We start from the raw sequence: 24,114 nt of genomic DNA, 5'->3' as shown, positions 1-24,114 counted from the left end.
AGAATAAAAGCAGAGTTATCTCACTCTGCTTTAGGGACTGGACAAGATTGACCACTTAATTAATGTAATTGGTATTAAAACTTTATCCGAGGCTTTTAAGCCTAATCAACAGATTTGATTATGCTTCTGGAGTGCGACGACCACGGCCGTGACCACGTTCACCACGGTAGTTACCACGGTGGTCACCACCACGGTTGCGATCGAAACGACGCTCAGTGTTACCTTCGCGGTTACCGCCTTCACGGTTGACACGGAAACCACCTTCACGACGGCCACCTTCGCGACGAGCACCTTCACGGTTGCCATCGCGGTTTCCACCTTCACGGTTACCACGGAAGCCACCTTCACGACGGCCGCCATCACGACGAGGAGCACCACCATCACGGCGACCACCACGAGACTCGCGGAAATCGTCGAAATCACAAACTACTGCACCAACATCTTGTTGACGAATACGTAGCTTGCTTAACTTGCTCGCAGCATCAGACGTCATTGCTTTTGGTAGCTGTACGAATGTATGACCTTGAGCCAGTTTAATCGCGCCGATAGAACCTTTACCCAGACCAAGTTCGTTCGCAAGAGCACCAACGATGTCTTTAACCTGAACGCCTTGCTCACGACCAACTTGTAGCTGGTAAGTATCCCAGTCTTGGTTGCTGAAGCTACGAGAACCACCGTCACGACGGTCTTCACGGCGATCTTTACGACGTTGCTTATCACGCTCAATCGCTTCAACCATTGGGTCTTCGCCAATGTAGAACAGAGGACGTTTACCTTGCTGACGCTTAAGCAGCATTGCAGCAAGTGTCGCTGGGTCGATTTCAAGAGAAGTTTGTAGCTTCTCAACCAGATCAGCAAACTTGTCTAGTGATTTATGTTCTTTCTCTGCTTCTAGCTCAGCACCAAGTTGAGCCAAACGAGCTTCTGCAACCTGGTCACGTAGTGGAAGTTGGATCTCTTCCATAGAAGACTTAGTTACACGCTCGATAGTACGAAGCATGCGAATTTGGTTTGTACGAACCAACAGGATCGCTTTACCTTTACGTCCAGCACGACCAGTACGGCCGATACGGTGGATGTAAGACTCAACATCGAATGGGATGTCGTAGTTAAATACGTGCGTAATACGTGGAACGTCAAGACCACGTGCAACAACGTCAGTTGCAACCAGGATATCGATAACACCTTGTTTGATGTGATCAACAGTACGCTCACGTAGAGACTGAGGGATATCACCGTGCAATGCAGCTGCTTTGAAGCCGCGTGCAGATAGCCAGTCAGCCAGACGCTCAGTGTCCTGACGAGTACGTACGAAGACGATTGACGCATCAGTTTCTTCAGTTTCAAGAAGACGAGACATCGCTTCATCTTTCTCTACGCCCTTCACTACCCAGAACTGCTGTTGAACTTTGTCTACAGTGTGGTTCTTGCCAGCAACGTCAACCATTACAGGTTCACGAAGGAAGCGCTCAACGATGTTTTTCAACATTGGAGGCATAGTCGCAGAGAACAGAACGCGTTGTGCTGAGTCAGGAGCGTGCTCCATGATTGCAGTTACGTCGTCAACGAAACCCATGTTCAGCATTTCGTCCGCTTCATCAAGTACGAAAGTATTTACTTCGTCCAGGTGTAGACGTTCACGGTTGATAAGGTCTTGAACACGGCCAGGCGTACCAACAATAACATGCGCGCCGTTCTTAAGTGCACGCATTTGATCAACGATAGAAGCACCACCGTAGATCTCCAGAACTTTCAAGCCCTTGATATTTTTACCAAGGTTCTTCATTTCAGCGGCAACCTGAATCGCTAGCTCACGCGTTGGAGCAAGTACGATTGCTTGTGGTTTACGTTGATCAAGATCTAGTTTGTTTAGAAGAGGCAGAGAGAATGCTGCCGTTTTACCTGTACCCGTCTGTGCTTTACCCAGCGCGTCAACACCTTCCAACAGGTGAGGGATTGCCGCAGCCTGAATTGGAGTTGGTGACACGAAACCCATTCCGTCTAGAGCAGAAAGGATAGAATCATTCAGTGATAAGTCACTGAATTGAATAACAGAATCTTGCATTGGGATCCTACTTAATTAAACAAAAAAACAGTCCCATATGCTCTTCCAATTCGATACTGATCCATCCAGAGACTGATTCCGTTCAGATAGGAAACAGCACAGTACACAACCGCGATAAGCCATTAGGGACGACTAAGGGAGGCGGATTATTCCTTAAAAGCATAAAAAAATCCAGAAAAAATTGAATTACATCACAATTTATTCTCTATTACGGCTTTCTTGCTTGTTTTACCGCCAACCCACCATTCTCCTTAGAGAGACGCACTTTGAAAATCGAACATTTCAACACCAAATCAAAGTAAGTTCACTCACTTTTTATGCCAATTAACTTAGGCTAAATTAGCAGTGAAATTGCGCTCTACAGGTAGTAATCATAGCTCGCAATGATTATAGTGTGCCCAACTCCATCGGTAAGTTAAGTAAAGATGTTTCAAGATAACCCGCTATTAGCTCAACTTAAGCAGCAAATCCAAGAGAACCTGCCTAAAAAAGAAGGTTCAATCAAAGCAACAGATAAAGGCTTTGGTTTCCTCGAAGTGGACAGTAAAACCAGCTTCTTCATTCCACCTGCGTACATGAAAAAGTGTATGCATGGTGACAAAGTCGTTGCCATTATTCGTACAGAAAACGAACGTGAAGTTGCCGAACCTCAGGAGCTGTTAGAACAGTCTCTTACTCGCTTTATTGGCCGGGTAAAAATGTTCAAAGGTAAGCTGAATGTTGTTCCTGACCACCCTCAGCTGAAAAAGCTATCGCTGAAAGCGAAACTGAAGAAAGGCCAAAAACCTGATAACTTCAACGAAGGTGATTGGGTTGTTGCTCATCTTATCCGTCATCCTCTAAACGGCGATAACACGTTCTTCGTCGAAATCACTGAAAAAATCACCGATGCTGACGACAAAATCGCACCGTGGTGGGTAACCTTGGCACAAAATGATCTGCCAAACTCAGAGCCTGAGGGTATCGAGAACTGGGAACTGAAAGACGACGCTGACCTAGAGCGTGTCGATATGACCCACGTACCGTTCGTCACTATCGATGGTGAATCGACCAAAGATATGGATGATGCGTTACACGCGAAGAAAACAGAATCTGGCGATTTTGAACTGACTATCGCGATTGCCGACCCAACGGCTTATATCACGCCTGAAGACAAAATGGATAAAGTTGCACGTGAACGTGGCTACACCATTTATCTGCCAGGTCGTAACATTCCTATGCTACCTCGTGATCTTGCTGATGATTTATGTTCATTAATCGAAGGTGAAATCCGCCCTGCTCTTTGCTGCAAGGTAACGGTGAGCAAAGACGGTGTGATCGCAGACGACATTAAGTTCTTCGCTGCGAATATCAAGTCTCATGCTCGTCTGGCTTATGACCATGTCTCAGATTGGCTGGAAAAAGGCAGCTCAGACGCGTGGCAACCATCGGAAGAAATTTCTGCTATCGTACGTGACCTGTTCGATTTCTCGCTTGCTCGCGCTGAGTGGCGTGAAAAGAATGCTGTCGTATTCCCGGATCGTCCCGATTACCGCTTCGAACTGAGTGAAGACAACGACGTTATCGCTATCCATGCAGACACGCGCCGCAGCGCAAACCGTCTTGTAGAAGAGTCAATGATCACCGCGAATATCTGTGCTGGCCGCACGTTGCGTGAGAAGTTCGAAACTGGTGTATTCAATACTCACTCTGGTCTTAAAGCCGAGAAGATTGAAGAAGTGGTTCAGTTGGTGGATCCTGAAAATCAACTGGGATTCAGTGCTGACTTTATCAAAACACTGGAAGGCTTTGCCGCATTGCGACGTTGGTTATCGACTCAAGAAACCTCATACCTCGATAACCGCATTCGCAAATTCCAGGCCTACAGTGAAGTGGGTAACCAACCACTTCCTCACTATGCTATGGGTTTAGATATCTACGCGACCTGGACTTCACCAATTCGTAAATACGGCGACATGATCAACCACCGTATGCTGAAAGCCGTGATTCTGGACAAAGAACCAGTTCAAAAACCGGATGATCAGGTTGGCGAAGAGTTGGCATTGCACCGTAAGCATCACAAAATCGCAGAGCGCAATGTGTCTGACTGGCTATACGCTCGTACTCTTGCACAAGAGCCAGGTAAGCAAACTCGTTACATGGGTGAGATTTTCGATATCAATCGTGCTGGTGCGCGTGTTCGCCTGCTTGAAAACGGAGCAGCCGCATTTATTCCTGGCGCACTGATCATTGAAAACAAAGAACGCATTGAGTGTAACGCTGACAACGGGACGATCTCTATCGACAAAGAGGTGGTGTTCAGACTTGGGGATACACTGGAAATCGTCCTGGCTGACGTGAACCAAGAAAACCGCAGTTTAGTTGCTAAGCCAACTCAGGTGTTCGCTGAGAAACCAGCAGAAGACACACCACAAGCGGTTAGTGAATAAGACTTAACAAAACACGCTTAACAAGCACAAAGGCGCTCACTCAACTGAGCGCCTTTTTTTGTATCTAATCAGCGAATAGAAAGAATTGAGTGGCTAGAATGGAGTGGTGAGCCTAATCCCAGAAACAAGCCTTAGGATCCGTTTCAAGCTCACCCATGAGTACGTCGAGAGATTCGCTATATGGCAAAGTTTCATACGGCACCCACTTCAAATCCCCTGTGCGATAACTCGGTACGAAAAAACGCCACAGTTGCGTTTTCTCATCAAACAAAATCTTCGCAACTGGCGTCGTATATTCACTGTGTTGAGAGTCTAATAAGAAATGAGCACGATGAAGCTCTACCCCATTTTCTATTGGTTCATAAAGACACTTACCCAGTTCGACAGGCAAATTAGCGTTACGTTCAGAGCAAAGCAAATGAACTAATTTGTATAAACGACTGGTCGCTATTTGGGACACAGACATAAACGTTCTCCTGACAGGTAGTTCTTAGTATATACCCTTGTTCCATTAAAAGCGGGGTTAGTTGTTCGCGTCCTTCTTACCCCCTGAACAAACTTATACCTTGAACAGACTTATACCTTGAAAAAATAGAATTCTTTAGCACTGCAATCACTCGTAGTGTTACTCAGTTGGTACAGAGATACAAAAATCACCAAGCTAAGCCGAGTCGATTCACAAAAGTGTAACCTGAACGAAATATCATAAGTGCTGCTTTCTACCGTATTTCTACCATATATGGAGTTTATTATGTTTCGTTTTACTGTGGCGACTCTACTAGCCATGGCCATTTCCCTTCCTTCAGCTATGGCGAAAGAAGTCAACGTCTCAGGCTCGACCTCCGTCGCTCGTGTAATGGACGTGCTAGCTGAAGAGTATAACAAAACACACCCTGATGATTATATTGCTGTTCAAGGCATTGGATCGAGCGCAGGTATCACCATGGTGAACAAAGGCGTGGTTGAGATTGGAATGAGCTCCCGCTATCTCACAGAAAGCGAAAAAGGTGAAGACCTGAATGTTGTCCCAATCGCTTATGACGGTCTGGCTATTGTCGTCAACGTTGCAAACTCTGTAGAAAACCTGACTCAACAACAAGTATTTGATATCTACAAAGGTAAAATCAAAAACTGGAAAGACGTAGGTGGTGCTGACCAACCTATTGCTGTGGTTACGCGTGAATCGTCATCAGGTTCGCGTTACAGCTTCGAAAGTCTACTGGGCCTGACCAAAATCGTAAATGATCGCTTGGTTTCTGATATCAACCCAAATAACTTAGTGGTTAACAGTAACAGCATGGTGAAAACCATCGTAAACCATAACACTCGTGCGATCGGATTTATTTCAGTCGGCTCTGTTGATCGCTCGGTGAAACCTATCCAGTTTGGTGGTATTGAACCTACGTCAGAAAATATCGCCAATCACAAATACACTTTGGCGCGACCTTTCCTGATTCTATATAAAGTCGACGTTCTGGACGACGCAGGAAAAGGCTTCGTGACGTATCTGAAATCAGAAGCTGGCCAGAAAACGGTTGCGGAATATGGCTATACGCCAGTGAAAAAGTTTGACCAATAAAAGCTTGGCCCATAAATAGAAAAACACAAATAGCAAAAGAGAGCACATCGATGCTCTCTTTTTTCATTCAATGCCGTAATTCCGTCATTTAGAAATGCAGTTGGATTACAGAAACGACAACCGCACCCGGACGACGCACACCTTCAATTTCCACTTTGATTTCGCGCTCAACCTCAAGGCCTTTCTTGATTGGCGTGACTTTAGTCAACGTACTCACCGCACGAACGTTGTTCCCCGCTTTTACCGGATAAGGGAAACGAACTTGGTTTAGCCCCAGGTTTACCACCAGCTTGGCCGTCGGGAAGAGAGGCTTATCTGCATCAACCGAATCCGTAAGCTTGGGTAGCAATGCTAAGGTTAAGAAACCATGAGCAATGGTCGTTTTGAATGGAGACTCTTCAGATGCACGTTCTGGATCGGTATGAATCCATTGCATATCCTCTGTCACTGCAGCAAATTGATTAATGCGATCTTGAGAGACATTAACCCACTCACCGATATGAATCACTTCACCGATTTTTTCTGCTAATTCGGCATAAAGCTCTTGAGCTTCCGGTGCCATTGCGATTGGCTCAGGCTGAGGCGCAACTTCTTCATTGACCGCAGGCTGATGATGATCTCGAACTTTTGAGAACAGGAAACTGTGCTGAGCTTTGTCCAAGAAGTCACTCCAATAAACGCGTAGCGTTGGAGACATCCAATTCATAAACTCGGATTGATGAGCAGAAATCGCATCAACTTTGTCTTTAAATAGATTTGTGACCTTCATAAACACCCTTAGAATTTTTAAGCACAACTGGCTATACCAGTTAATTTTGAATTAGTTCACAAACTGATGCAAACACTTTCGGGCGAACACATGTATCCTCAAAGCATATAATTTCTTAATTTTCATAATGATATCAATAAAACACCATTTTATTCACTCATCGCAATATGAAGTAAATACTCTACAAAATTCCCTTTTTTAAACCACTTTTCAAGCTGAAATTCATTTTCTTGTCCTTACACAGCATAGACCTGTGACTACAAAACAAGCAAACAGTTCTTTTTCGTTAGTTCAAGGCTTTACAAGTTTTACGTCACTCACTATTATACATCCCACAACGGAGAGATGGCTGAGTGGTTGAAAGCACCGGTCTTGAAAACCGGCGTACGTTAATAGCGTACCTAGGGTTCAAATCCCTATCTCTCCGCCACATTTTGAAGCCCAAGCCCTTTTAAAACAAGAGCTTGGGCTTTTTCGTTATGGTAACTTTTTGGCATGATACGTACAAGTGATACGATCATGTTCTTACTCAAAGACCGCAACACAACTTACTACGCTCGTTACTGCTTTTCAAAAGATCTAGTTGAAATAGGTTTTCCAGCAGAGATAAGATTCTCCCTTAGCACCAAAAGGCGTGCAGAAGCGATAGACCGACTGATGGTTATCATGAGCCATATTCGTGGCTATGTGTCGACTTGTGATACCAAGGGAAATATTCCGCTTACGATCCAAAGGTTAAGATCGGATTTAAAAGCCATTCGTCAGAGAAATTTTTGCCCTGTTGTACATGCGCCCCACCAGCCTGTGGAACCTGTATTACCTGTATTACCTGTATTAGAAGTAAAACCATCGGTTTCTAAGCATCAGATCAACAAACGACTGTTAGATCAATTCATTCAGTCGAAAGAAGTTGAAGACATTCTCCCTCGCACGATTCAACAACTGGAATCTCGTATACGCGCCTTTGTTAAATTCACTAAAGCGAATGCGCTTGAAGCAACGACAAAACATGCGATGGACTTCAGAGATGAGCTATTGAGGTCAGGCAAAGCGGAAAAGTCAGTCATTGAGTATCTAGCGGCAGCTCGTCAATTTTATAAGTGGTTACGGCTGCGAGGCGATCTCGATAAAAACATATTTGAAGATGTGACAGTTAAGAGAAAATCTCGTAGAGCCTCAGAAGATCGACAGAGATGGACAAAAGCTGACTTATGTAGACTCTTCAATCATCCTAGCCAAAAAGCCCCAGTTAAGGGTGTAGAGCGCATACAAAGCGAGCATGAAGATTATTGGATACCAATGTTGTTATTACATTCGGGGGCGCGTGTATCTGAAATCTGTCAGCTCGACACTGCGGATATAAAATGCATCGATGATATTTGGTGTATTGATATCAACGACAAGGGACAAGACAAACGCTTAAAATCAGCGTCATCTAAACGCCTAGTTCCCCTGCATCCTAAGCTGATCGAAAGGGGATTCTTACGTTACGCGCAAAATAGGTTTGAAAATAGACAACAAAAATTATTTAGTTTTAAACCGATTGGAATCTATAAGGATTGGTCAAAGACTTTCGTTAACCGTTTCAGTAAGATACTTGATGATTTAGGGTTTATGCCTGCTTATAGACCTACTCTTCATAGCTTGCGACATACTTTTATTGATGAACTACAACAAGGCGGTATAGCCGAGAATCTTGTCGCTGATCTAGTCGGTCACACGAAAACAAACCAGACATTCGACCGATATGGTAAACGGATAAACCTTGCATCACTTTATAGTGCGGTAAAAAGCTTAGATATTCTATGAAAGGCCTGATCTAATATATTTATCTGATATATCGAAAGATTGTTAGAAGAAGCTATCGAATTTGGAACCCTGTGTACTTAAAAGTAAACAGGGCTCCATGCTTCGATTCTTATGATTAAGTGTTTTTAAAACCTTTCATACTAATCTAATGGAATGATCGATATTTGTTTTTCGGCAAAAAGATCATTTCTAACCAGTTCGTCTTTAGTTTGCGTCGGCTTACTTGTGTATAACAAGATCCGTAAGTTATCTTCTGCTCGTGAAAAGCTAACGTAAGCTAACTTTTCCCCTCTTTGCTGCTGCCCTTGAGTAGGAGCTCCAAAGGTTTCAGGAGCTAATAACTTACAGAAATTGTAGTTGTTCCATGCAGCTTCTATATCATCCATAACGACAAGCACATCTGGGTATTCTTCTCCTTTGACTCCATGCTGAGTACTGTAGTTTGTATTGTCACGAATAAAATCACAGTATTTTTCGAGTTCTCCAGTTGCCATGTCAAAGAACTCGTCGCACAACCAGTCACCTTTTTCTTGACCAAACTTTTCTTGGTCATACACCTCTTGTCTCGGCTTTCGATCTAAATGTTGTATTACACGGTCAGAGAACTCAATCAGTTCATATTGGCGACAATACTCCAATACGCTTTTAACATTGTTGTTACGCCACTTCTCATCTAATCCATTCACAGATTCTTTCGCTAGCTCAGCCATTTCCTTGAGCGAACGGTTTTGATTCTTACCATTAATTTTAAATGCTGGTCCCGTACTGGTAAGCAAATCAACGATACCTCGAATATTCTTAGAACGACTAAATTCAAGAAGAGGCCAAATAAAGCGGATTATGGGTTTAAGCAAATAGTGGTCACCAGACTCATATCCCTCTTGTGCAACAGAAGAGGCATAATTGCCCGTGAACAGCCTGTGAAGATCAGTAAATCCCAGCCTTTTCGCGATCATTTGTCTTACTAAAAACAATCGAATTATGTCAGTTCGATCTTTCCATCCCCAGAGCTCTAGAGCTTTATCCATTCGTTCAAGAGAACGGTCTACTTGAAGCACAGAATATCTATTTCTTGGTTCAGAAGGACGCTCTGCTTCAATTAAGGTAATTTTGACGCTACCTTCTTTATCTTTATTGTCACCTGCTGCATATTGCTCAAGGTCGCCTCTAAAACTATTGAGAAACGAGATAACACTAGTAGAGCAACGGAAATTTTCGGTTTTATCTATCTTTTCGCCACCTTGAGGTGGGCCAAAATCTCCTGCTCTTTTATCATAAATTTGTTGCCAAGGGTCTCCAAAAAATCCCACTATAGGTAAACCTTCGCCTTCAGCAACTTTTTGAAATGATTCAATAATGATTGGAAAAGTATCCTGAGCTTCATCAACGAAACAATAGGGATACCTATAACCAAAAGCCTTTTGAAAAACCGAGTTAGTGAGTAGTAGATAACCAGCCACTTCTATAATGTCGTCATGGCTGAGTTTACCTTTTGAGTAATCACTAAATGCAGCATCGTCATAGTTAAATGAATTAATTTCAGGCAAAACTTCGATAAGGCTGGTAAGAACCTCTATTTTCTTTCTAGCATTGACTGCAGTTTGGCTCTGTCCGCCATTATCTTTAGCCCTTTCTTTCTCGATCAAATCAGGGATTCTCGATTCAATCAAAGCAGTGCGAATATCATCAGTAAAATTTTTGATTTCACCCCATAAGAAGCTATGCAACGTTGATACGATAAAAAGGTCACTATCACCTAAACGAGAAGATATTACTTGCACAGCTCTCTTGGTATAAGTAATACAAGCAACTTTCTGTCCGTTTTTCTTTAAGGTAACTCCAAACCTAGACTTTATGAGTTTTAGAGCCTCTATCAATGAAGATGTTTTTCCTGCACCAGCGCCTGCAACCATGGAGAAACTCGTATTCTGAGTTAAGCAATTTGCTACTTTTAGGTCAGCTTCTGTCTCAATTCGATCTACCATCTTTAAGTTCCTGCTGTTGTGCCGCGGATTCACTTCTCTTTAGCCGTTCATCCAGCCATATAAGTCCTTCGTGTATATAGTTAGGAGTTTTCCAACTACTTTCAGAAAAGAGGACTTCTAATGCAAAATCGGTCTTTTTAAAACTAGAAGATTTGATTCTCTCGTAAACTTCGGTATAAGCCTCTTCTAGGTTCTCTGGAATATCAATACCAATAGATAGAGTTTGATTTCTGAATAAATCAAAGTTTTCATATACAAAAGCTTCTTCTAGAGTGCGAGGTATCATAATTAAATTATCTTTCCCGTCTTCATGCACTTCTATACCGTATTGAAATGCTACAAAACGATCGTTTTCTTCACACTGTTTCGCTTTTTTATCAATGGCCTGCAGCTCTTTAACTGTTGTTAAACCCAACAAACTTTTTAAGCAATTGTTAGATGTTAACGCACCATCAGAATTACCTTTAACCGCTGGGTGACGCCCGTCAGGGCTAACTGAGTCTAGGTCAGTGATTACAAGGTATGGTATGTTGAGAAACTTTAGTAAGGCAGCAAAACGGTGTGCATAAGCGCCACCAACTTCGAGCACCGATAAATACTTTGTTTTAAGGTCAGGTGCTGTTCTTTCAAGCATTTCTGGGAGAAGTAGTTTTTCAACAGAACCTTCAATTAAGATTGCAGCATCCGCAAAGAATAAATCGCAATGAGTTAGCCTCAAATAACGCAAAAGAAAATACTTCGCTTTGGCAGGATCGAACTGCTCTTCTATTTCTGGAATCGGCTCAGGGTTGAAATTTCTTAAACTATGTACCTTAGAAGCATTAAAGGTATCAACTTTTTGTCGTTCTTCTCCTTCTAATTCACATCTCTCAAAGTATCGGACTTTCTCAAAAGCTACGCTATCTAATATGTGTGAAGAGTGTGTCGATATAACTAACTGAGGTACCACTCCATCTTTGGAAGCCTCAAATAGCATGTGCCATATATTTCCTATGAATGCCTGTTGAACTTGCGCATGTAAATGGACTTCAGGTTCTTCTATGAAAATTAGCTGGCACAGTGGCTGGTTTTGCTCAGTATCTCTCCACTGGACATGATAGTGACTAATCTGAATAGCCATATATATTAGATTTTTGAAACCAAGCCCGTTGTATGCTTCTGGTAATTCATGTTGACGTTTATTGTCGACATATACTAAGTCAGTATTCCCTTGAAGAGCTTCTAGAGGGCTTAAAGACGAGATTACTTTCAATTCTCGATCGTTAATTGATGGGATTCCAAGCCCTTTAATAACCTTCATTAGCCCGCTGAAATGTTTGCCATAATGTTCCGTTAGTCTTTGATTGTTTTCATCAATGACCTTATAAGCACTTTCTGACGCTTCTGCTTGTTCCAAATTGCTTTTATAGAATGAAGTAAAAGCTGTAGATAGACGACTACTACGGCTAGACTCATCATCATTTACGCTTCTTTGAGCATCTAGAAAGTCAACACGAATGAGGTTCTTGAAAAGATTTTTCCCCTCCAAGTTATCTAATTTGGTTTCTTTAAGTTCCGCTTTTCGATTGTCTAAAGAATAATATATCAGCTCATAGAAACGACTAAAGTTAGCATCAATACCTAAGAATTGTGATAATGATACCTGTCGTTTTTCACCTTCAGAAACAGGGTAAGCCTCCATATATGCGGCTCTCATTGCTTTAGGATCCCGAGGTTGATATTTCAATCGAATACCGACTTTATCTAGTTTATCTGATAGCTCGGGTAACAATGTAAATGCTCTACCAAAGGATATCTTGCGTGGATCAATAGAGAACCACAAATCCATGTCTATCGTCGGTAACTCTTTCTCGTCCCCCTCTTCACCAAATTTATTAATAGGTTGAAGCTTAGATACCGAAAAGTCGTTTATTGAAAAGGCTCTGCCACCGCTAAAACACCTAAATGCAGAAGCCGTGGATGTTTTACCCGCATTATTAGGACCAACAAATATCGTTTCGTCTTGTTCTAGGTCAATCGTAACATTTTCTAAACGACGAAAATTTCTGATCGAACAGCTTAGTAACTTCATGTAATCCCTTACGAAATTCTTCAATAGTTAACCATGATGTTATACCGACATGCTCGACATTACTGTTATACACGTCTATAACTATGCATTTTTACTCATAATAAAGTAGCATGACCTAGTTATTGCTGCCCAAGGGCTGATTGGAGCGATCATAGCTAACAAATATTTATATCTTTTCCAAGCTAGGCAGAAAGCATTGGCGACTTTCTGTATCTCATTATTGACCTACTTTTCCTAATAGCAGATTATGAGTCTAGTTGTGCACTTAATATCATACATGACTTATAATTTATCGGCTTCATAATAAAGAAGTCTTTTAGAACAGTGTGTTAAATGACAGGTTCTGATTTTCCTGCAAGTTTTATCAAGACACTGTTAGATGCCCGAACGCCCCCTAAATTTAAAGACTAGACTTATGCCGTACATTCATCGAATTGTTAAAAATTACCATCCCCCATTCTCTGCGATAAACACAAACGGTGAGGCTACACTGCGATGCCGAAAACTTGACTTGTACCGCAGCATGATCACTGTTGGTAATCCTTCGTTTTTTTCCCTTCAAAATATTCGCGACCATGGATTTGCACGAGCACTTTACGACTCAATATTGAAAAAGGTCGCGATTGTTGCAACCAACATTCAATCCGACTTATCGGGTATGAGACGTCATCCGATATTCGATACTTATGTTTCTGACGAAAAGAGGATTGTTAGTTACAATTTAGGGATGGCCTTTGCTAAGCTTTATTCCGAAAAGCTACTCGATATACCAAATTTGGTTCACCTTGAGTTCCTTAAGAAGCAGAATGCAGTAACTTTTGTTCATCAAACAGGTAATACTCGCCCAAAGGAACCGGACTTAGTTGGACAAACAGCAGATGGCAATTGGCATATCTTCGAGGCGAAAGGGATTTCATCATCATCATCTCAGCTTAATGGCAAAATCATAGAAGCAAAGAACCAGATTAAACAAGTTGCTACAATTCATGGCGCTGCCCCCATAACAGGCAGTGCTTGTGCCACATATATCGGGCATGACCGAATACTTACATATTTAGTAGATCCTCCAAGCAATGAAGGCAAGAGAGTGGAAATCAACAGAGAAAAATTCTTTGATTCTTACTATTCCCCCTTCTTGCTTGCCGATAAAGTACTGGATCGCCCACTCCGTGCAGAACTCATTGATGGTCTTGAGGTGGATTTTTACGATTTAAAGCAGGCCAATAGAAAACTATGCATTGGGCTTGATCGGGAAATTTCGGAATTAATCCGTAGCAAAAAATATGATTTTTCCCAAAGTATATCCGAGAGACTAAAAAAATATTCCTCAGCTGATAGAGGTGAGAATAAATATTCGGTTGGCCTTGACGGATTTGTCATTGGTTATACTGAGTACTAGCTACTGACAAGCTTGTGTCCAAATATAAACAAAAGCCACATGTAACTGATCCTTGCATATGGCTTATGACTCTTAATTCTCTAATAAACTTTAAGGTAAAGAAAATGGAATATTTTCATCTTTATCATCCAAAATAGAAGTTACTATGCCACCTACAATTTCCGACACTACATCATTTTTATTACCATCTAATACAACATTATTTTCTATAGTTAGATTATATGATTTAGCTAGTTTTATGGTTATTTTTTCATTAACCCACTTATTATCAAAGGTTATGCCAGTTTTTTTATTTAATTGATTTAATCGTTCATTTACTTCTGATGTCACTACATTGTTAATCAAAGATGGTGCTAATAATAATCTGCTCATAGTTTTATTTAAAGTATAAGTTTTATAAATTAGGCAAAGCAAATTTATTTATAAAATCATTTCCTAAACTAGATTTTTTCTGTTTTGAATCAATATTATTAAATAAAGTTGATATCAGTTCTATTGTGGCTTGATCTGTCTCATCGCATGAAAGACCTTCTAATTCATTGAGATCTTTATTGATACGATTCAATTGACGGTTCATTTGCTTAATATTCTGTAACTCATACGCCTCTAGCCATTTTTTTGCTTGCCCGATAATACGCATTAGTCTTTTGTTCTGCTCTGAAAGTTTTTCTTTCTCACGGGCAGCTTTAACAGCCCACGAAGGAGCTCGCTTCTTTGCATGCCCTTCATACTCTTTTACGGGCTGATAGTCTTGATTACTGATACCCATTACTTTAATCATTGCGACATTGAAAGACTGCTTAATTAGTCTAGTTGTTGATTTTCTTTGTAAATCTCGCAAGTAAACAAGCTCGTTAGTGAATTTCCCCAGCAAAATGTGTATATGATCACCTGCCCCTTTTAACTCCTTGTCTTGGTTCTGCAGGTGTAAAACAGCACGCACAATTGGAGCTAGGCTCTTGGAGTCAACATTTAAAGATCGAGCTAAATTTCTCATGACCATATTGAACATAGAACGCCACTGTTCATGGCTAGGTCGGATACCTTTAGGTAGCGAGAGAACAAGCTCAATAGCTGGTTTAGGTGGTCGACCACCTTTTCTTTTTTGTGCTAAAAATAGTTTATATTTTTCGCAATTACGAATCATATTAAGCGAATGATTTTCGTTGCCAAAGATAGTTTTTATTTGTTCGGTATATGTGTGGTTCTTATGATGTTTGTCATTCAAATATTGCTCTCTTGCGATTACACACTTTGCTGGTTCAGCAATAACAGTCCAGTTTTTTATCATGTCTTTATTTAAAAGATATAATTTAATAAAATAAGAATCAAATATTATATTATTTGTCGCGTAGTCAAGATTGGCAAACCTAGTGAATTCTTCCCTATTAGTTTTGCCACTTGCCAAAGGGTTCCCCTCTGAACGCCCTTAAAGACATAAAAATGTCGGCATGATTATTTCCATGACTTTTAATTGTGTTAAAAATAATCATAAAAATTCTCTCCTAACACTTGCATTGCCCACGGAAATAAACAACTTTAAGTCTAAACAAATAAAAATAAATCATGACTACAAAGTACATATCTAGCAATACATCTCGCAATGAGAACCAACTAATACAACCGAAAACTGAAGTTGTAGAAAATGAAAAAAATACTAACACTACAGGCAATACAGGCAATACAGGGTGGGATACTCCGAAGCCGCTAGAAGTTGATCATCTTCCGAAACCAAAAGAATTGAGAAAAGAAATGCTCCCCAAAGCATTTCGACAATTCATTATAGAAAAATCGTACAGTGTAGATGACACTTCACCTGACTATCTTGCTGTCGCTTTGGTTGTGATGTCTGCGAGTATCATCGGAAGTAATGCTGAAATAAAGCCGAAAAAACATGATTCGTGGTCTGTCGCTTGCACCCTGTGGGCATTTCTAATCGGTGATGCATCTCGAAAAAAAACTCCTGCTCTATCTGCCGCGTTATCTGCAGTCGAAAAAGTAAAGAAATCGATCATTGCACCGAAAATTGCCGCTTTAGAAAAGTCTTACCAATTAAAGATGAAGCAATTCGTGAAAATTAAAGCTCGACTTGATAAGCAATATGAAGCTGCGTTTGAAGAAGAAAATGAAGAGCTAATGTCAGAAATTGAATCCAAAATTATTGCTCTGAAAGAGCCTGAATCTTTCGATAAAAAAGAAATTTATGTCAATGACTCTACTATTGAAGCCTTAACCCTTTGTGCAGAGTCTTCTCCCTCAGGTCTTGCTGTAGTTAGAGATGAAGCCAGCGGCTTGCTTGCAATATTTGAGCAAGCAAATCGTACTCATGAACGTTCAATTTATCTCGAAGGCTACAATGCAAAACGTGTGAGCTACACAATACGTCGAATCGGACGTGATAATGTCGTTCTCCCTCAGCTATTTATAAACATACTCGGCGGAATTCAACCCGACATGCTCAGAGGGATGATCCAGTCTGCACAATCCGGCAAAATGAACGATGGATTTCTTGAGCGTATTTTGCAGATGTCTGTTTATCCTGACGCTAAGAAACGTAATCCTACTGACGTCGCAGTGTCTGAATTAGCTGAGCAAGGCGTTATCAAAGTATATTCTGTGTTAGCCCAATTAGATTCACCAAGTGAGCCACTAGAATTCAAATTCGATCATATTGCACAGAAAAAATGGACAAAATGGACGCACGAAGCTTTATTAGATGAAGAAACTTCATCAAATCAACTACTCTCGTACCACGCAAAGCGCACAGAACACTGTGCAAAGTTAGCACTGATTTTTCATCTTATTGAAGAAGCGAGCAAATCATCTATCGATTCAGTATTCGCCCCAAGTCTAAAAATAGGTGTAGAAAGCCTAAATCGCGCGATGGTTTGGATGCGTTATTTACGCTCTCATGCATACCGCATCATTGAATCAGCTAAATGTGTCAACTCAGAACAAAGCCCTGCGTCTATTTTGCTAAAGCATCTTCCAGACTTAGCAGGTCAGTTCACTAAAAGCCAGCTATCAACGAAGGGTTGGACGAATTTTAAAACCTCTGAGCAACGCAATGAAGCTATCGAGATCCTTCTTCAACACGGCTATATAAAAGAAGCACGAATTTTCATTGATTCATCTACTAAAGACGTGAAAGGCTACATAATTCATCCGGATTTTACTAAGAAATAGTTTAGCTATTAAGGTGGAGATGATTCTCCACCTTACCTTTCAATTGTTCACTAAACAGTCAGCAATATCACTTTTGACACAAACTATCTCAATATCAAAGCAGCTTTTCTCAAAAATTAATCATAATTACATGATTTTTAAGGATTATTTGCAGAATAGATAATGAAATTCTTAAAGTAGTCCTATCGATTCGGAACAAATAAAAAATCAAATTATGACTAAAAAGCGTGAAAGCAGAATAACTGTACAAACGGCATTAAACAGATTCATTAAGCATCAAGAAGCAAGAAAAAAACTTAAGCCTTCCACTCTCGCTAGTTATAAAACAATAGGCAACAGACTTAGAGCCCACTTCAGTGAGCAGTATCTGAAAGACGTTACTGCGTTGGACATTGAGTATCTTCTGAATGTCGTGTTGATAGAACCGAGCCAGATGAAAGGGTTGGGCTACAACACGAAGACAAGAAAGAACACTCGATCTTTCTTGAAGTTAATGTTCGCGCACTTTTACAAAAATAGAGATATTAACCAAACACCATTCGCGATGGGGATAAGTTTAGATGAATTTGACGATTCCCAATTCATCCTGCCTTACGAAAATGATGAAGTTCGCGCAGTTTTAGCGTTGAGAGATGGAAGCGGAATTGTCGAAGGTTTTTCAGTCGCAGTATTTGAAGGACTCCGTCCGGGTGAACTTTTGGGGTTAACAGCTCGAAACTACGATCCAGAAGCTGGAATTCTAGAAATTGAAAAATCTGTATGTCTTAACCATATTAAAGCGCCAAAAAATAACGGCTCCAAAAGAAGACTCAAAATTACAAATGCAACGAAAAGCTTGCTTGATCAAAGTTTATCTTCAAATCACTTTGAAGAAAGAGAAATTAAGCTTCATCGTGACAATAGGGATGTCGAAACGTTCACAGATAAATTCTTCTTTTACAAGTCAGATGATGGCTCTTGTTGGGGAGATAGTAAAAACTTCTGTGCAAAACTTGCAACATACTTTGATAAAGCAGGTGTCGTGTTCAGAGGGTTACAGCCAGCAAGACACACCTTCATAACTAATGCAGTTAATGGTGGACTTTCATTCGAAGAAGTAGCTCTTCATGCTGGACACAACAATACAGTAACACTGAAGAGAAATTATCTTTATTGGACAAAACACATAATCGGCAAAGGAAATCTGGATATGAGAAATCTGCATTGCACATTCTAATGTTCAATTTCCTAAAGAAGCGCCTCAAGGCGCTTTTTTTATGTCTGTTGAAAGTGATACGTTCATTTGATACATTCTTGGCACATTTTGACAATTAATCTTCATGCCTAAAATTCATAACACACTGTTTTTGATAGGATTAATTGGGTTTTAAATTGGTTGAAAATAGGGTTCAAATCCCTATCTCTCCGCCACTATTCATAGAAAGAAGCCGCTGATTTATCAGCGGTTTTTTCGTTTCAGGGCACCTAGGTTGGCTACAGTGAGTCAATTAGGTGAGTCAATGTATCTATTCAAAAACCGCTACTCTGTTTACTTTGTCAGACTTTGTACCCCAAAGACCTTAGTCAAACTCGGCTATCCATTCGATTTTAAGTTCAGCCTCAAGACCAAAATTCGCGCCATTGCGATTAGGCGAAGCCAACCAATCATCATAAAAGTTCTTGAGTCCCTAGATAAGGTTGATCCAGATAGGGATTGCCACAAGAAAGTGCGCTCAGAGATTGTTTCCACCGTTAATGCCTTGCGAGCTTCGTTTACTGATGAGGGAACGCACTACTCTCCCTCTATTTTTCAAAGTGGAACTAGCGAACCAAAAGCGATAAGAAATAACTTTGCCCAAGGCTACAAGTGGCAGCAGGACTTCATCGCCTCTAAACAACAACAGAGAATTACCAACCTTACGGTACATCAATTAAACCAAAGGACGCGCTACTTCCTTGATCATCTAAAAAAGAAAAAACTAAGCATTATGAAAGCCTCCTCTTCAGACTTAATGGCGTTTGCTGACCACTTACATATGTGGAGAAAGAGCTCAAAAACAAAGAAGGATTATTGGAGTGCAGCAAAGCAATTCGTTAAATGGTTACACCTCAAACAACACTTAAAAACGAACCCATTTGAAGGAATGTCAATGACATTTAAGTCAGAAAAATACGCTTCAGACCAAAGAGAACGATGGTCAAATGAGGAGGTTAAAACCCTACTCGCCTCTAACCTATTTAAAGCATCATCTTGCTCTCTTCAGTGGACAACACTGTTACTTATTTACATGGGGCTGCGGCCAACTGAAGCCTGTCAACTCACTGTTAACGACATTAAAACTGAGAAGGGGATGTTCGTTCTCAACATAACCGATAAAGGTGAGGCTCAGAAGCTCAAAAATCAGCACTCGTTGCGCACTATCCCTATTCCTACCGTTCTGATCAAAAAGGGGTTTATCGACTATGTACGTCATCGCCGCCAGGTTAATAAGCTCTATCTATTTGATTGGAAACCAAGAGGGAACGATTGTGATTGGACCAAGCAATACCGAACTCAATTTGGGAAAATCCAAACGTCAATCAACATGAAACCCAATGACCGTCCAACAGCCTATGGCTTTAGACACACCTTTATCGACTGCTTGAAACAAACGGGGGTTGAAGAATACCAAGTTGCCGAAGTGGTCGGTCATGCTAACCCCAACATGACCTATGGCCGTTATGGAAAAAAGCTGACACTCGTCGCTTTAAAAGCGGTGGTAGAAATGTTCAGCATAGATGATGACCAGCAAGCACTTTAAACCTGGCGACTATCTTGTGTTTTTTTTTGGGCTAAACACGTTTTTGCAAAGCCTGAACAGGGCTTACCCCTCCAAAGCAACAGCGCGGTGTTGTTGCAAAAGGAGTGAATATGTCGATCCTCAGAGACGCGCTTAGTAAGTACCAGCCCCTGATTACAAGCTACATCAATAACACATACGCAAAATCCACAGCAGCTGGCTATCGCTCTTGCTTAAAAGCTATTTGCGAAGATATTAGTGAGAACTACAAGTTTGAAGAAATGGTGTACAGCGACCTTGTCGAGCTCATCACAAACTGGCAAGAGCAATACACAAATAAAACCATTTCTAATCGCCTGATAGTATTAAGGAAGCTACTAGAAATGGCATATAACGATAACGTTTTTCAAAAAGACATGAGTAAAATGATCAAGGGGCTAAAAGCTGATACCCAATTAGAAGAGCAAAAACCATTTTCCAAAACCGACTTTGACAAAATGGAGAGCACGTCAACAACGCAACCTTCTGGTAAAAACCTTGCGTTGTTAGGCAAAGAAACAGGCTTGAGGATCCAAGAATTAATTGGCCTCTGTTGGAGTGATATAAACTTCAAAGAGCGAACTCTTTCTGTGTGTCGAGTCTGTACTCTTAAAGAATTTAAGCAACCTAAAACTAAACAGTCATTTCGAATAATTCCTCTGACCGATAAAGCGCTAGAGGTTTTGCATGCCCAGTTCTCTCTAACAGGAGCTAACGAATATATACAGATCATGATCCGAGATCAAAGTAAGAAAGCTAGAACAACTCATGCTTTTACGCCCGTTTTCATTGATGACCTCACTGGTAAATATTTCACTGACAGTAAAGATTATGCCCAACGATTTTTCACGAAATTTCTTATCGCTGCTGGTTTAGAGCATCGTGGTCCCTCACAGTTGCGTCACTCATTCGCGTCCATTGCGATCAGTGCAGGTATTCCAGTTAAACTGATTTCTCAAATGATGGGGCACGCCGATTCATCCGTTACAGAGAGACATTACGCTCACTTGCTCCCAGAATGTCGTGAGAATATGCAAACTTTGCTCAATGAAGCATTGTCTTCAGCACAGCCAAAAAACTCTAGAGTGCAAAATGTTTCCCCCTTCAAATCTGGTGAAAGCAAACCTAAATCGACTTCGTTGATAGGCAAGTTAAAATCTACTTTAAAATTATTTAGTATGCTACCCAGCTTAGTGACGTTATCTTCCTAATATGATTAGGAAGATCTGAGCCCGAAATGATAAAGCCATATACAATCCATAACATCAATGAGTTGATATTCTCCGATTTTTTGTAAAAACCTGGCGAGTACGCGACTCGAATTACGATCCACTATGTAAATATTAAGGGCTTCACGCTAGCCTTGCCGTGGAGTCTTCACTTAACAAGTTTGCGTCTTCCTTTATATTGTTTTTAGAGTTAGAACCATGTCCAGAGTAGCAATAGTGTCCAACACATACAAAATAGTAGAACTGGTTCCTTCGGGAGCGTTTGAGGCACTCATCGCGACCAGAACAAAATTAATCAGACAGAGTTTGTGCTCTGGTATGCACGTTCACGCTTTATCCTAAGTATGCGTTAGTGATACTCACTCGATGATGCCCAAGCAGCTTGGAGATTTGCATACGCGCGTCATAATCACGTTGTTTCGCTTCTGCTTCGCTGATATTAAGCGTACTCGCAATGTACTTGTGATGCTTTTTTCCATGCGCCACCATGGCCTTAACCGGGCAGCGAACGCCCATAAGCTGATAGTACGCCTCACAAGCAAAGTGCTTGCGTTCGCCGTGGCTCAGGTAAGAGGTATCTGCATGTTTGGTTTGTCGCCATGCGTCGCTCTGAAAAGCTTTAAATGACAAGTGAGAAGGGATAAGTGAATCCTGCCCAAGGGACTGCTGAAATTTCGCCACTCTCACCAGCAACCGGTACTTTTCTTCCGAGTCCACAGGTAGCGGCCTTGGCTGACCACCTTTCGTGCCACGTAGCAACATCGGTGCCCGTCCTCTGTGTAGCTCTTCTAAAACCCTCGACGCATCTAAAAGTGCACCTTCCCTGAACCTGACACCAAAAGTACGCTGCAATTGCATCACAAAACCGACATCAGGGGTGACCTGTGGTAGCACTTTTTCATGAAGTCCCTCTTTGACTGCCCCATCAACAGTGGCAATGCCAGATTTTGGAGTAAAACCCAAATCCCGTGTCGCGTTCACAACACACGCTTCATCCCCTCTTGCTTGTGCAAGCGCTCGATTGACATGAGAAAGATAATCGCGGGCGGTTGCTGGAGATAGCAATTCTTCGTCGGCGTTGTTTTTCAGGAACTCGCCAAAGCTAACCACGTGCCGCTTTTCTATCTCGTTTAACCGTTTGACAGACGTATTGGTTTTGATGAAAGAGATAAAGTGCTTCAAAGCCGGCAACCTGGCTCTATGAGTGTTGGTGACCATGCCGCCCTGATTTTCAAAACTGGCATTAATCAGTGCTTTAACCATGTCTCTCGACCCCAGATTGAAATTCGGCTTATTAAAGTCTCTTGGGGCCTTTGCCAGATGACCAACGTAGTTTCTCTTTCTCATGACTTACTCCTGTTTCGAGAAGGAAGTAAGGCAAAGAACACCACAAATAATTGTGTTCAGTCACTATTTGGGAGCAACATGAGCGTATGTTTCATCTCACAGAAAAGGATTGATAATTAGGTAGAACACCAGTATTCCCAAAATGATGCCTTTGCAGAGCGTGGCCAAAATCACATCGAGAGTCTCGTTAAAAAAGCAGTGCCACCACGGTGCCCGGTTAAGCAGCGCATCGAGTTCTCTTTCCTGTGATTCAATACGTTGGTCTATAGCCTTGTTTTGCTCATTGATGAGTTTCTTCACTTCCGCTTTCTCTTCTTCTGTCATGTGAACTCCCCTTCTGTCGTATTTAACCTTCGCTCGTGTCCGCCCGAGCACTCTGTTAATGCGCACTGCAATCTTTTTGTATTGCTGGAAGTTGGTTTGAATTAAATGACGTTCATCCTCACCGGCCATCGTTTGTTGCAGCGACTTTTCAATCCGCTCTTCATGACCCCGGCAGCGAGCCTGAAAGGTTGATTCAGATATGTGGTTCGCTAACAGGAAAATAACCGTCAGTATCGTGAGTATTGTAATCGCCATTATTTCGATGCCGGGTTTGGTTGGTTGCGCTTCTGTCTCTTTTCTGTCCGTAGTCATATTCTGCCCCTCTTGTTAAAAACCGAACGGCTTAAACCAGCCATCGTTTGTTTCGTTTCGGTTGTTTCTGGTCAAACCTAAAACCGCCAATATGGAATAAAACAATGACGACATAAGAAACCACCACACTCAGCCAGGCTTGTGTGGCTAACCCGAGGTATTCACCGCACGCCACAACGGCAAACGCCAACGTCACCGACACACCCTGTAAGTAGTACCAGTTAAACGTCGGTGGGCGGGAAAACAGCACCAGCCACGCTTCCAGCAAAATGGTTAAGACCAGGAACAATCCAACCCAAACGAAAAAGGTATCGTAGGCCCGGGCTGCGGCCCAATAACCCGGAAAATCTGGCCGATGAAGCCCCTTTAGCAGAGGTTGGTTGAGTTCGACTAAGAGTGTCAGTTGCCCATAAACAAACGTTGCGATGACAAATGCACTGATGCCTGTCAGCACAAGGTGACTGCAAGCCAGTTGCTGGAGAGTTCGCCAAAATGACAGCTTAAAACTGGGCACAATGATGAAAAGCGAAATCAGTACCGTCAGCACGCCACTGAGTGAGATGGCCAACCATTCCGACACGCTGCCCACGGTGAGAAAACAATAGAGAGTGAGCCCTATTCTGAGTAACAAAAGCATGATGCCCTCCTGCTTTTTAAGACGCTAACGAGTGCGAGGAGGAACGGTCCACGCACTCGATTCAGAAACTATTCAGGCGTTCATGCCTGTGGGGCTAGAGGGTCTTTAAGGTGAAAATGAGGGCCACCCTTTGTACGGTTTCGATAGACGTACGCAATGTCTAAAGCTGCGGTAA

The 24,114-nt window shown here is 41.7% G+C and carries 18 protein-coding genes and 1 tRNA gene; 9 read left to right on the top strand and 10 right to left on the bottom strand.

Translation table 11 applies throughout. The features are described from left to right. Positions 1-118: 118 nt before the first annotated feature. Positions 119-2,065, bottom strand: a complete 1,947-nt coding sequence (locus tag ACWYU8_RS21745; RefSeq protein ID WP_457521813.1) for a DEAD/DEAH box helicase — start codon at positions 2,063-2,065, stop codon at positions 119-121. 425 nt (positions 2,066-2,490) lie between these two features. Here ACWYU8_RS21745 and rnb point away from each other — a divergent pair, with 425 nt between their 5' ends. Continuing rightward, on the top strand, positions 2,491-4,494 hold the full coding sequence (rnb, locus tag ACWYU8_RS21740; RefSeq protein ID WP_457521812.1) for an exoribonuclease II: 2,004 nt from the start codon (positions 2,491-2,493) through the stop codon (positions 4,492-4,494). Positions 4,495-4,606: 112 nt separating this feature from the next. On the opposite strand, the gene ACWYU8_RS21735 is transcribed toward rnb, so the two are convergent. Next, positions 4,607-4,960, bottom strand: coding sequence for a DUF3024 domain-containing protein (locus ACWYU8_RS21735; protein ID WP_457521811.1), 354 nt, complete (start codon positions 4,958-4,960; stop codon positions 4,607-4,609). A 285-nt stretch (positions 4,961-5,245) separates the two neighbouring features. Between ACWYU8_RS21735 and ACWYU8_RS21730 the strand changes: the two genes are divergently transcribed. Then, entirely contained in the window at positions 5,246-6,073 is an 828-nt protein-coding gene (locus ACWYU8_RS21730) for a phosphate ABC transporter substrate-binding protein (protein ID WP_457521810.1), read from the top strand. 88 nt (positions 6,074-6,161) lie between these two features. Here the strand turns inward: ACWYU8_RS21730 and ACWYU8_RS21725 are convergent, their stop codons facing one another. After that, on the bottom strand, positions 6,162-6,842 hold the full coding sequence (locus ACWYU8_RS21725; RefSeq protein ID WP_457521809.1) for a MaoC family dehydratase: 681 nt from the start codon (positions 6,840-6,842) through the stop codon (positions 6,162-6,164). 339 nt (positions 6,843-7,181) lie between these two features. Here ACWYU8_RS21725 and ACWYU8_RS21720 point away from each other — a divergent pair. Further along, positions 7,182-7,272 (top strand) — tRNA-Ser (locus tag ACWYU8_RS21720). A gap of 89 nt (positions 7,273-7,361) precedes the next feature. Further along, complete coding sequence (locus ACWYU8_RS21715) at positions 7,362-8,651, top strand: tyrosine-type recombinase/integrase (RefSeq protein WP_457521808.1); 1,290 nt, start codon at positions 7,362-7,364, stop codon at positions 8,649-8,651. Between the two features lie 140 nt (positions 8,652-8,791). Here ACWYU8_RS21715 and ACWYU8_RS21710 read toward each other — a convergent pair whose 3' ends face one another. Together ACWYU8_RS21710 and ACWYU8_RS21705 are read right to left on the bottom strand one after the other, a co-directional pair. Then, entirely contained in the window at positions 8,792-10,636 is a 1,845-nt protein-coding gene (locus tag ACWYU8_RS21710; protein WP_457521807.1) for a UvrD-helicase domain-containing protein, read from the bottom strand. After that, on the bottom strand, positions 10,620-12,707 hold the full coding sequence (locus ACWYU8_RS21705; protein WP_457521806.1) for an ATP-dependent nuclease: 2,088 nt from the start codon (positions 12,705-12,707) through the stop codon (positions 10,620-10,622). The genes ACWYU8_RS21710 and ACWYU8_RS21705 overlap by 17 nt, the downstream gene beginning before the upstream one ends. A 415-nt stretch (positions 12,708-13,122) precedes the next feature. On the opposite strand from ACWYU8_RS21705, the gene ACWYU8_RS21700 reads away from it, so the two are divergent. Beyond that, positions 13,123-14,106 (top strand): hypothetical protein, encoded by a 984-nt coding sequence (locus tag ACWYU8_RS21700; RefSeq protein WP_457521805.1) that lies wholly within the window; start codon positions 13,123-13,125, stop codon positions 14,104-14,106. Positions 14,107-14,196: 90 nt separating this feature from the next. Here ACWYU8_RS21700 and ACWYU8_RS21695 read toward each other — a convergent pair whose 3' ends face one another. Both ACWYU8_RS21695 and ACWYU8_RS21690 read right to left on the bottom strand, forming a co-directional pair. Beyond that, the gene (locus tag ACWYU8_RS21695) at positions 14,197-14,478 is read right to left on the bottom strand and encodes a hypothetical protein (RefSeq protein ID WP_457521804.1); all 282 of its coding nucleotides are present in this window, start codon (positions 14,476-14,478) and stop codon (positions 14,197-14,199) included. 22 nt (positions 14,479-14,500) lie between these two features. Beyond that, positions 14,501-15,514, bottom strand: coding sequence for a hypothetical protein (locus ACWYU8_RS21690; RefSeq protein ID WP_457521803.1), 1,014 nt, complete (start codon positions 15,512-15,514; stop codon positions 14,501-14,503). A gap of 158 nt (positions 15,515-15,672) precedes the next feature. Between ACWYU8_RS21690 and ACWYU8_RS21685 the strand changes: the two genes are divergently transcribed. The 4 genes from ACWYU8_RS21685 (at position 15,673) to ACWYU8_RS21670 (ending at position 21,301) form a co-directional block, all read left to right on the top strand. After that, positions 15,673-17,292, top strand: a complete 1,620-nt coding sequence (locus tag ACWYU8_RS21685) for a DUF3987 domain-containing protein (RefSeq protein ID WP_457521802.1) — start codon at positions 15,673-15,675, stop codon at positions 17,290-17,292. Between the two features lie 214 nt (positions 17,293-17,506). Continuing rightward, positions 17,507-18,508: a tyrosine-type recombinase/integrase gene (locus tag ACWYU8_RS21680; protein WP_457521801.1), complete on the top strand. Its 1,002-nt coding sequence runs from the start codon at positions 17,507-17,509 to the stop codon at positions 18,506-18,508. A 283-nt stretch (positions 18,509-18,791) separates the two neighbouring features. After that, positions 18,792-20,072 carry a tyrosine-type recombinase/integrase gene (locus tag ACWYU8_RS21675; RefSeq protein WP_457521800.1) on the top strand — a complete coding sequence of 427 codons (1,281 nt, stop codon included), beginning with the start codon at positions 18,792-18,794 and terminating at the stop codon, positions 20,070-20,072. Between the two features lie 110 nt (positions 20,073-20,182). Beyond that, positions 20,183-21,301 carry a tyrosine-type recombinase/integrase gene (locus tag ACWYU8_RS21670; RefSeq protein WP_457521799.1) on the top strand — a complete coding sequence of 373 codons (1,119 nt, stop codon included), beginning with the start codon at positions 20,183-20,185 and terminating at the stop codon, positions 21,299-21,301. Between the two features lie 351 nt (positions 21,302-21,652). On the opposite strand, the gene ACWYU8_RS21665 is transcribed toward ACWYU8_RS21670, so the two are convergent. The 3 genes from ACWYU8_RS21665 to ACWYU8_RS21655 form a co-directional block, all read right to left on the bottom strand. Further along, positions 21,653-22,666, bottom strand: coding sequence for an integrase domain-containing protein (locus tag ACWYU8_RS21665; protein ID WP_457521798.1), 1,014 nt, complete (start codon positions 22,664-22,666; stop codon positions 21,653-21,655). 96 nt (positions 22,667-22,762) lie between these two features. After that, positions 22,763-23,302: a hypothetical protein gene (locus ACWYU8_RS21660; RefSeq protein WP_457521797.1), complete on the bottom strand. Its 540-nt coding sequence runs from the start codon at positions 23,300-23,302 to the stop codon at positions 22,763-22,765. A gap of 31 nt (positions 23,303-23,333) precedes the next feature. Beyond that, a complete protein-coding gene (locus tag ACWYU8_RS21655; RefSeq protein ID WP_457521796.1) occupies positions 23,334-23,939 on the bottom strand; it encodes a hypothetical protein in 606 nt (201 codons plus the stop codon). Positions 23,940-24,114 lie beyond the last annotated feature (175 nt).

Source organism: Vibrio limimangrovi, from assembly GCF_054064025.1.
This window is presented reverse-complemented; position numbering and strand designations above follow the sequence as displayed.

What these genes read in the sequence shown, in the direction of transcription:
- ACWYU8_RS21745 (WP_457521813.1), bottom strand. Translation starts at nt 2,065, where the DNA reads ATGCAAGATTCTGTTATTCAATTCAGTGACTTATCACTGAATGATTCT.
- rnb (WP_457521812.1), top strand. Translation starts at nt 2,491, where the DNA reads ATGTTTCAAGATAACCCGCTATTAGCTCAACTTAAGCAGCAAATCCAA.
- ACWYU8_RS21735 (WP_457521811.1), bottom strand. Translation starts at nt 4,960, where the DNA reads ATGTCTGTGTCCCAAATAGCGACCAGTCGTTTATACAAATTAGTTCAT.
- ACWYU8_RS21730 (WP_457521810.1), top strand. Translation starts at nt 5,246, where the DNA reads ATGTTTCGTTTTACTGTGGCGACTCTACTAGCCATGGCCATTTCCCTT.
- ACWYU8_RS21725 (WP_457521809.1), bottom strand. Translation starts at nt 6,842, where the DNA reads ATGAAGGTCACAAATCTATTTAAAGACAAAGTTGATGCGATTTCTGCT.
- ACWYU8_RS21715 (WP_457521808.1), top strand. Translation starts at nt 7,362, where the DNA reads ATGTTCTTACTCAAAGACCGCAACACAACTTACTACGCTCGTTACTGC.
- ACWYU8_RS21710 (WP_457521807.1), bottom strand. Translation starts at nt 10,636, where the DNA reads ATGGTAGATCGAATTGAGACAGAAGCTGACCTAAAAGTAGCAAATTGC.
- ACWYU8_RS21705 (WP_457521806.1), bottom strand. Translation starts at nt 12,707, where the DNA reads ATGAAGTTACTAAGCTGTTCGATCAGAAATTTTCGTCGTTTAGAAAAT.
- ACWYU8_RS21700 (WP_457521805.1), top strand. Translation starts at nt 13,123, where the DNA reads ATGCCGTACATTCATCGAATTGTTAAAAATTACCATCCCCCATTCTCT.
- ACWYU8_RS21695 (WP_457521804.1), bottom strand. Translation starts at nt 14,478, where the DNA reads ATGAGCAGATTATTATTAGCACCATCTTTGATTAACAATGTAGTGACA.
- ACWYU8_RS21685 (WP_457521802.1), top strand. Translation starts at nt 15,673, where the DNA reads ATGACTACAAAGTACATATCTAGCAATACATCTCGCAATGAGAACCAA.
- ACWYU8_RS21680 (WP_457521801.1), top strand. Translation starts at nt 17,507, where the DNA reads ATGACTAAAAAGCGTGAAAGCAGAATAACTGTACAAACGGCATTAAAC.
- ACWYU8_RS21675 (WP_457521800.1), top strand. Translation starts at nt 18,792, where the DNA reads ATGTATCTATTCAAAAACCGCTACTCTGTTTACTTTGTCAGACTTTGT.
- ACWYU8_RS21670 (WP_457521799.1), top strand. Translation starts at nt 20,183, where the DNA reads ATGTCGATCCTCAGAGACGCGCTTAGTAAGTACCAGCCCCTGATTACA.
- ACWYU8_RS21665 (WP_457521798.1), bottom strand. Translation starts at nt 22,666, where the DNA reads ATGAGAAAGAGAAACTACGTTGGTCATCTGGCAAAGGCCCCAAGAGAC.
- ACWYU8_RS21660 (WP_457521797.1), bottom strand. Translation starts at nt 23,302, where the DNA reads ATGACTACGGACAGAAAAGAGACAGAAGCGCAACCAACCAAACCCGGC.
- ACWYU8_RS21655 (WP_457521796.1), bottom strand. Translation starts at nt 23,939, where the DNA reads ATGCTTTTGTTACTCAGAATAGGGCTCACTCTCTATTGTTTTCTCACC.